At 72.3% G+C, this 8080-nt stretch carries 3 protein-coding genes; 1 reads left to right on the forward strand and 2 read right to left on the reverse strand.

Annotated features, from left to right (window positions below):
* The first annotated feature begins 135 nt into the window (after positions 1-135).
* On the forward strand, positions 136-549 hold the full coding sequence (locus NVU01S_RS21300; protein WP_043680095.1) for a DoxX family protein: 414 nt from the start codon (positions 136-138) through the stop codon (positions 547-549).
* Here NVU01S_RS21300 and NVU01S_RS21305 read toward each other — a convergent pair.
* Complete coding sequence (locus NVU01S_RS21305) at positions 506-4291, reverse strand: ATP-dependent helicase (protein ID WP_043680099.1); 3786 nt, start codon at positions 4289-4291, stop codon at positions 506-508. The two genes, NVU01S_RS21300 and NVU01S_RS21305, sit on opposite strands and share 44 nt — an antisense overlap.
* A gap of 76 nt (positions 4292-4367) precedes the next feature.
* A partial coding sequence (locus NVU01S_RS21310) for an ATP-dependent helicase (protein WP_063048150.1) occupies positions 4368-8080 on the reverse strand: 3713 nt, incomplete at its 5' end.

Here is an 8080-nt window from a genome sequence, read left to right on the forward strand (position 1 = left end):
ACGCTCCCGCCCTGGTATTCATCGGGTCGGTCGTCCCCGGCATCGTTTGTCCCTCCGGCACAGCACGGGAGCCTACCTGCTGTGCCCGGCCTGACCCGGACTCGACGCGAACACCGGTGAATGCAAGGGTGCCTCATGGCAGAAAACGCTCACCCGCCCGTCCGCACCAACGGCCGCCGCCCCGCGCTGGCCCTCGCCGCCCTGCTGTTCCCCATGGGTGTGCTGCATTTCGTGCTGCCCAAGCCGTTCGACGCGATCGTCCCGAAGTACCTGCCGGGCGCACCGCGCAACTACACCTATGCCTCCGGTGTCGCCGAACTCGGCGTCGCGGCGGCGCTGGCGATCCCGCGCACCCGCGGTTTCGGCGGACGACTGGCCGCGCTGCTGTTCATCGCGGTCTTCCCGGCGAACGTGCAGATGACGCTCGACATGCTGGGCAACAAGAATCTGCCGCAGGTGGTCAAGATCGGCTCGGTGCTGCGGCTGCCGCTGCAGATCCCGCTGATCACGCAGGCGCTGAAGGTGAGCCGGTCGGCGCGGCAGTCCTGATCAGCTCGGCCAGCTCGGCCGGGCCCGCGAGTGTGGCGGGCGCGATGGTGCGCCCGGTGCGCACATAATGGAACGCGGCGCTGATCCGGCCCAGCATCTCCTGCTCGGGCCTGCCCTCCCGCGCCGCCATCAACCTGGCCCAGGCCAGGCGATACACCGCGAGCTGCATCGCGACGGCAGGCTCCTCCGCAGACGTGGGTTCGGCGCCGGTCTTCCAGTCCACCACGATCCAGCCGCCGCCCGGTTCGGCGAACACCGCGTCCATCCGGCCGCGAATCACGGTGCCCGCGATGGAGGTTTCGAAGGCGATCTCCACCTCGAGCGGACTGCGGTTGGCCCACGAGGAATTCAGGAACGCGTCCTGCATCGCGGTCAGTTCCTTGTCCACGTCGTCGGCGGGGCCGCCGTCGGACGCGCCGGGCAGCTCGTCCAAGCCCAGCAGCCGGTCCGCGCCGAACCAGCGCTGCACCCAGGCGTGGAACGCGGTACCGCGGCGGGCCAGCGGGCTCGGCGGGAACGGCAGCGGACGCCGTAGCCGCGCCGCGAGTTTGCGGGGATCGGCGCGCAGCTCGACCAGCGCGGTCGCCGCGATCTGACCGGGCAGTTCGACCTCCTCGGCCGCGGACTGCTCGGCCTCGAATTCGGCGAGCAGAGCGTCGACATCGGCGGCCCAGCCGTCGGGGTCCGCCGGATCCGCCGGCCGCTCCGGATCGAATTCGGCTGCGGCGAAGGCGATATCGGCCGCGGAGAGCGGTTCGTCGTACGGATCGGGCGGGATGTCGGAGACCGGCGGCGCACCGTCGAACCCGTCCAGCGGATGGGGTGGCGGCGGGTCGTCGACATCCGGTGGTTCGAGGTATTCCGGTGCGGCATCGTCGAAAAGCGTGCCGGACAGGGGCAAGGCCGACTGCTCCCCCGGTTGCGCCTGCTCGGATTCCTTGCGCGACGGCGTTTCTCGTGGCGGGGGCGGCCGCAGCCGCAGTTCCTCGAGCGCAGCCCGGACGAGTGCGGCGCCCTGTTCGATCGGGTCGCGGCGGTTGCCGAGCGGATCGCGCGGCCACTCGGCGGTGGCCGGGTTGTCGGTGAACGGGTTCACCGCGTCGTGCTCCGGCGGTTCGTCCCAGCACGCGACGTCGACAACACCGTTGGCGGGGCTGTCGGCGGCTTCGCTCGCGTGCTTCAGCTCGAGCAGGAAGTCCGAGGGCCCCTTCGGCGAACTGCCGGTCTCGGCCCAGTGATGCGACGAAACCAGCAGTACGCGTTCGGTTCTGGTGAGCGCGACATAGAAGAGCCGGCGCTCCTCGTCGATGCGGCGGCGTTCCAGCGCCTCCTTGTGCGCCTTGATCGCCTGCTCCAGGTCGGCCCGGTCGTAGAGATCGGCCAGGTCGAGCACCGGTACCCCCTCGCCCGCGTCGTCCTGCCTGCGGTCGCCGCGCAGCGTGGTCGGGAGTTCGGCGAGCGCGCCGAGCCAGGTGCCGGAGGCGGTACCGGACGGGAACACCCCGCGCACCACGTGCGGCACGGCGACGATCTCCCACTCCAAACCCTTGGCCGCGTGCACGGTCAGCACCTGCACCCGGTCCTTGGCGACCTCGACTTCGCCCGGCTCCAAACCGTTCTCGACCGATTCGGCCGCGGCCAGGAAAGACAGCAGCCCGCCGAGCGAGGCACCGGAATCGGCGGCATAGCCGGCGACCACCTCGGCGAAAGCGTCCAGATGCTCACGGCCGGCGCCGGTTCCGGCCATCGCCCGGCGCGCCTGCGTCTCCACGCCGACCCCGATGGTGCGCTCCACGTCGGCGACCAACTCGGTCAGCGACTGGCCGCTGCGTTCACGCAGCGCCGCGAGCTCGTGGCTCAACGCTTCGATCCGGGCGAAACCGGACTCCGAATACTGTTCGCGCGGACCGGGGTCGGCGAGCGCGTCGGCGAGACCGGCCTGTTCCGCCGGTTCCGGCGCGACCTCGCGCAGCGCGGCGGCCAGGGCGGGGGCGTCGGTGATCTCCTGGGCTTCGCCGCTGGTGAATCTGCTGATCGAGAGCGCACGCGCGCGCCGGGCGAGCGCGGCGATATCGGCGACACCGATACGCCAGCGCGCGCCGGTCAGCACCCGCATGGCCGCGCTGCCCGCGCCCGGTTCGGCGATCAACCGCAGGGTGGCGACGATATCGGCCACCTCGGGGGTCGCGAGCAGGCCGCCGAGACCGACGATCTCGACCGGCAAGCCTTGCGCGCGTAACGCTTCGGCGAGCGGCGAGGCATCGGCGTTGCGGCGCACCAGCACCGCCGACGTGGGTGGCGGTTCCCCGGCGGTGCGACGAGCCGCCCACTCCTCGGCGATCCGGGCGGCGAGCCAGTCGCGCTCCTCGGCGACGGTGTCGGTGAGCGCCAACGCGACGACACCCGCGCCCGCATCGGGTTTCGCGCGCAGTGCGTCCACCGTGACACCGCCGCCCTCGAGCGCCTTGCGCCGCAACGGATCCGCCACCAGGTTCGCCAGCGCCAACGCCTCCGGCGGGTTCCGCCAGCTGGTCAGCAGCGGCAGGATCGGCGCGGGAACGCCCGGCGCACTGGGGAAGTCGGTCGCGAACCGCGGCAGGTTCGCCGCCGACGCACCGCGCCAGCCGTAGATCGACTGCATCGGATCACCGACCGCGGTCACCGCCAACCGCTGCCGTCGGCCCGGCGCCTGTTGCGCCGCGTCGGCGTTCTGTGCACGACCACGACGCCCGGCCGCCGTCGCACCCGTGCTCGCCACACGCCCAGGCCCGTCGCTCGGTGCCGCCGCGCCGGTTGTCCCTCTGGGCTGCGCGTCACCCGCCATCTCCTCCAGTGCGCCGCCGAACAGGGCTGCGAGCAGGACGCGTTGGGCGTGGCCGGTGTCCTGGTATTCGTCGAGCAGGACGAGGCGGAAGCGGGTGCGTTCGGCGGCGGCGACCTCGGGGTGTTCGGCGGCGAGGCGGGCGGCGAGGGACATCTGGGCGCCGAAATCCAGTGCGCCACGGCGGTTCAAGGCTTCGGCGAGCTGCTGAACCAGCGGCAGCAGCGCGACCCGCTCCCGTTGGACTTGCAGGATGTTCAGCAGGGTCTGGCTGGGCCCGCCGCGCTGGCGCGGACCGGGCGGCAGGGTGTGCACCAGCTTCTCCAGCTCGGTATGCGCCTCCGCCAGCTGCTCGGGTTCGATCAGGTGCTCGGCGAGCTGGCCGGACAGGGCCAGGATCGCCTCGGTGACCGAGACCGGGGTGCGGTCGGTGTCCAGGTCGCCGTCCCAGGAGCGCACCACCTGGTGCGCGAGCTGCCACAGCTGGGTCTGGGTGAGCAAGGTCGCGGACGGTTCCACCGGCAGCAGCAGGCCGTGTTCGGTGAGCAGCCTGCCCGCGTACGAGTGATAGGTGCTGATCTCCGGCTCGGCGCCGGACAATTGGGCGCGCAGCTGCCCCGAGGGGTCCAGCTCGCGCAGCAGTGGCGCGCCGGCCAACCGGGCCAGGCGGGTCCGGATACGAGCGGTCAACTGCTGCGCGGCTTTTCGGGTGAAGGTGAGCCCCAGCACCTCGTCCGGCAGCACCAGGCGGTTGGCCACCATCCACACCACGCGCGCCGCCATCGTCTCGGTCTTGCCCGCTCCGGCGCCGGCGACCACCAGCGTCGGCCCCGGCGGCGCCGCGATCACCGCCGCCTGCTCGTCGGTCGGCGGCGGGAGCCCGAGCGCGTCGGCCAGCTGATGCGGCGTCACGCGGGTCACGGGAGCACCCCGCGGCCGCGCCCCTTTCGATGTGGGGCACACCTGTCGGCGAAGCAGATACGGCTGTTCGGCAAGGTCACTCGTCGGTCACCTGCCTGCCCGTGTCCTGGACCGGGCAGCTACCCGCCACCGCGCAGTGCCGGCAGCCGTCGTTGCGCATGGCCAGATAGCTGGGGCCCTGGGTGGCCGCGGCCGCGTCGTGAATGGTGTTGCGCCACTGGTCGAGTGCTTCGGGATCGAGCGGCGGCTGCATGCGCTGGGTCGCGCCCTCTTTGCTGCTCGGTTTGGCGACGTACACCAGTCGCGCGCCGCCCGGTTCACCGAGTGCGCCCGTCGGGTCACCCGAGTCGGTCGCCGCCGAGTCCGATTCCTCTGCTTCGGCATCGGATGCGTCGACGGCGGCGTCCAGCGCGCCCAGCGCCGCCGCCACCTGATAGGTCGCCAACTGCGCGTGATCGACCGCCGCCTGCTTGGTGACGGGCGTCTTCCCGGTCTTCACGTCCACGATCACGAAGCGGCCCTGCGCATCTCGCTCCAAGCGGTCGACCCGCCCGCGAATCCGCACGGGCAGTTCGTCTTCGGTGCGCGCGGGCAGCACGCAGTCGACCGGTACCTCGACACCGGCCTGGGTGAGCTCGCCGCGCGTATTGCGCACCCACGCCATGAACGTCGCCAGCATCGTCTCGGTCCGGCGCAGCTCCTGCCGCGAATGCCAACCGGAGCCGGGATCGACCTGCTGCCAGGCCTTGTCGAGTGCGGCGCGCACCTGTGCCTCGGGCACCTTGCCCGCCAGCGCCTGCACCAGCGTGTGCACCAGGTTGCCCTTGACCGCGTGCGGATTGTCGCCGTCGGTGCCGCCGTGCCGTTCCAGCGCCCAGCGCAGCGGGCAGGTCCGCAACAACTCCACGGTGGACGGCGACAGGCCCACCGCGGTCTCGTCCTCGGACCACAGCGAGCGGGACGAACTCAATTCGGCTGTGCCGTACCAGTCGTCGGGGTGGGTACCCGGAACTCCGGCCTCGGCCAGCCGGGCGAGTTGGTGCGCCGCGCGCTGTCTGCGCTCGGGATCGGACTCGGGATCGCAGACCGCGCCACGCAATTCGGCCACCAGGGAGTGCATCACCAGGGCGCGTCCGGGGTCGGCGACCGGCAACGCGCCGGGCTCACCGTCCTCGTCGTGGCCGAGCAACTCGGACAGGAACCGCGAAGGCACCAGATCGCGTTCGCCCGAAACCGATTCCACGGCGGTGACCAGCAGCGAGCGCCGGGCCCGGCTGCACGCGACCAGCAGCAGCCTGCGTTCCTCGGCGAGAATCGGCGCGGCCCGGCTGACGTGCTCGCCCGCGTCGATCACACCGGCCGTCACGTCGACCAGGTCCTCGGTGTCGAGCAGCGTGCCGCGCGGGCGCGGGTTCGGCCAGATCCCTTCCTGCACAGCGGCGACCGCGACCACGTCCCACTCCCGGCCCGCGGCCGCGTGCGCGCTGATCAGCGCGACCGCCTCCTTCGGCGCGGTCCGCGGGCCGGAATCGTTCGGAATCTCTTGCTGCGACAGGTAATCCACGAAACCTTCGATGCTGGCGCGCGGCAGCCGGTCGACGTAGCTCGCGGCCGCGTCGAACAGGCCGACGGCGGCGTCGAGATCCCGGTCGGCCTGCATACCGACAGCGCCGCCGCGTTCGGACTGCGCGACCCACCGTCGTTCCAGCCGCGACCCCGTCCACAGCGCCCACAGCACATCCTCGAGCCCCGCGCCGCGACGACGCGCCTTCCGCGCCCGCTCCAGCGCGTCCAGCACCCGCCGCAGCGGCGCCGCCTCCACATCGGTCAACCGCTCCAGCAGCTCCGGATCCCCCACCCCGATCAACAGATCCCGCAACACCTCCGCAGAAGACTGATCAACCCCGTGCCGCAGCACACCATCCGCCGCCTGCGTCGCAGCAGGCGCATCACCGGGCGCGGCCACTGTCGTGGAAGGCGCGTCACCAGTCGCAGCCTCCGTCCCGGCAAGCACGTCGCCGGGCGCGGCTTCCGTCCCGGCAGGCACACCGCCAGGCACCACGTCGGCCCCAGCCAGCACGTCGGCCTCGTCGAGGACGGCGTCTGTCGGGCCGATGGGGGCCGAGGCGGTGGAACCGGTGCCGGGGACGGCCGGATCGGCGACAGGGTCGGACGGCAGTGTGTCGCCGGGCTCCGAATCTGCTTCGGGACCACGCCATTCGACGTCGTCCGGGATCCATTCGGCGTCCACGCCGTACCAGTCGGCGTCGTCCGCGGCTCGTTCGAGCGTGTGCGGGCTGGGCTCGGGGCGGGCGGCGCTCGACTCGAAAGTGTCGGCGGCAGGTTCGGCCTGCTCGAATTCCGGACTCGGCGTGGGCTCGTCGCTCGTGCGGCGGGAACGGACGCGGTTGCGTTCGGCTTCCAGCACGCTGCGGCGCACACCACGCCGCAGGCGCCGCAGCGTGATCTGGTCGGCGCCGCCGAGCGGGCCGGCCAGCAGGTCGAGGGCGTCGTCCGGACCGAAGGCGGACTTCTGTTCGCTCGCGAGCACCGCGCGCAACGAGAGCAGCATCCAGGCCGCGCCGCGCCGCCGGGCCAGCGGGGTGTCCAGCGCAGGCTGCTGCACCGGCACCCCGGCGGCGAGCAACGCACGGCGCAGCGGAGCCAGCGAGAGCGGCACCGATCGGACGATCACCGCCATGCGCGACCACGGCACCGCACCGGTCAGATGCGCACGCCGCAAATGGTCCGCGATCAGCGCCGCCTCCTTGGCGGGTGTGCCGAGCACCCGCACCCGGACCTCGGTGCCGTCGTCGGCCGGTCGATGGTCCCGGTCCGGTAGCGAAAAGCGTTGCGGCGCACTGCCCGGCAATCGCGCCGCGATCCGGGCCACCGCCAGTTGCACGGGTCCGCCGCAGCGATGGTTGTCCCGCAACACGATCCGCTGCCCGTCCGGGGCGTCCAGGTCGGCGACGAAGCGCGCGTCCGCGCCGCGGAAGGCGAAGATGCCCTGATCCGGATCGCCCGCGACGACGGTGGTGTGCGCGCTGTGCCCGAGCGCCTTGACCAGCATCGCGGCCTGCGGGTCCAGATGCTGGGCGTCGTCCACGAGCAGATATCGGATGCGGGCCCGTTCGGCGGCGAGCAGTTCAGCGTCCCCGGCCAGCGCATCCAGTGCGGCGCCGATCAATTCGGCCGCATCCAGCGCCGGCGCCGTGGCCTCGGGCGCCTCGACGCCGACCGACCAGCGCAACAGCATGGTCTGCTCGTAGCGCACCGCGAAGTTGCCCGCCGCCACCCACTCCGATTTCCCGTGCTCGCGGCCGAGCCGCACCAGGTCTTCCGGCCCGAGCCCGCGTTCGGTGGCGCGCAGCATGAGATCGCGCAACTGTTCGGCGAATCCGCCGAGTGCGAGCGCGGGTTGCAGTCGTTCGGGCCACAGTCCGTCCGCGCCCGCCGCGATGTCGGTCAGGTCACCGCGCAGCATTTCGCGCAGCACCGCATCCTGCTCGGCACCGGTCAGCAAACGCGGTGGCGGATTCCCGTGCGCGGTGGCGTGTCTGCGCAGGACGGAGAAGGCGTAGGAGTGCAGGGTGCGCGCCAGCGGCTCTCTGGTCGCGCCGGGCACCCCGCCCTCGGCGTCCGGGCCGGCCAACCGCGCGGTGATCGCGTCACGCACGGTGCTCGCCGCCTGCTTCGAATGGGTGAGTACCAGCACGGATTCGGGGTCGGCGCCCGCGGCGATGCGCCCGGCGGCCAGGTCGACGAGCAGGGCGGTCTTGCCCGTGC

It is taken from the genome of Nocardia vulneris, assembly GCF_001613425.1.
Classification (GTDB): Bacteria; Actinomycetota; Actinomycetes; order Mycobacteriales; family Mycobacteriaceae; genus Nocardia; species Nocardia vulneris.